The organism is Oleiphilus sp. HI0066 (genome assembly GCF_001635725.1).
In genome coordinates this window covers 1-1,021 of sequence record NZ_LWFH01001505.1, presented here as the reverse complement: position 1 = coordinate 1,021, position 1,021 = coordinate 1, and the positions used below count along the sequence as shown (strand labels likewise).

General features: G+C 46.3%; 2 protein-coding genes. One reads left to right on the top strand and one right to left on the bottom strand.

Annotated features, from left to right (window positions below; all coding sequences use genetic code 11):
• The coding region (locus A3738_RS23455; RefSeq protein ID WP_082890126.1) for an ABC transporter ATP-binding protein at window positions 1-561 on the top strand (561 nt) is incomplete at its 5' end.
• On the opposite strand, the gene A3738_RS23450 is transcribed toward A3738_RS23455, so the two are convergent.
• A partial coding sequence (locus tag A3738_RS23450) for a DUF2062 domain-containing protein (RefSeq protein WP_068763894.1) occupies window positions 558-1,021 on the bottom strand: 464 nt, incomplete at its 5' end. The genes A3738_RS23455 and A3738_RS23450 overlap by 4 nt on opposite strands.

Genomic DNA, 1,021 nt, shown 5'->3' with positions numbered 1-1,021 from the left:
GTCGGGACTTCCGGGGCAGGAAAAACAACCTTGTTAAATATACTTGGTGGTTTAGATTCGCCAAGTGCTGGTGATGTGGTTCTTTGCGGACAAAATTTATCACAAGCGAAAGAAAAACAAATTACGAAGTTACGAAATCAACAGCTTGGCTTTGTATATCAATTTCATCACCTTTTGGCGGAATTTACGGCGCAAGAAAATGCCGCAATGCCATTAATTATTGCTGGTATGTCTAATCGCGAAGCAATGAGTAAAGCGGCTGATTTACTTGAACGAGTTGGTTTAAAAGAACGCTTGGGACATAAACCTGCTGAACTTTCTGGAGGGGAACGTCAGCGCGTAGCCATTGCACGTGCGCTTGTTAACTCGCCACGAGTTGTCATGATGGACGAGCCTACTGGTAATCTAGATGCCGAGACTGCGGAATCTATTCAAGCTTTGATGCTTACTTTGCGACAAGAGATAGGGACTAGTTTTGCCGTCGTGACGCACGATATGGCGCTCGCCCAAAAAATGGATCGAACACTTGTGTTAGAGCGAGGTGGATTAGTTGAACGTTAAGCCTGTTCTCGACGCGCTTTTCGTTCAGTCCATCTTTTCTTTACGTTTCTCTTCCAAAGCCAGCCAACAATGAAGTAGCTAGCGAAGCCTCCGATAATTCCACAAATCACTGCTCCCAAATATAAAGGCACGCCAACTGTGTAAAGGCGTTCTGAGAGCCACTCCCAAGTCAGTTCATACTCAAAACCAAGCGGTGGCATTTGCAGAACCCAAGCGCCTACAAGGTATTCGAAATAGAAGATCGGAGGCATTGTGATGGGGTTGCTAAACCATACTGTTGCTACGGAGAGCGGTAAGTTTGCATTGAGCCAGACTGCGACAAATGCCGCAGCAACCATCTGAAAGGGCATAGGCATGCAGCCCCAGAAAAAACCGATAGCGATTGCTTTCGTTACGCTGTGACGATTCATGTGCCACAGGTTTGGTTCATGAATGACATCGCCCAAGAAACGAAGAGACT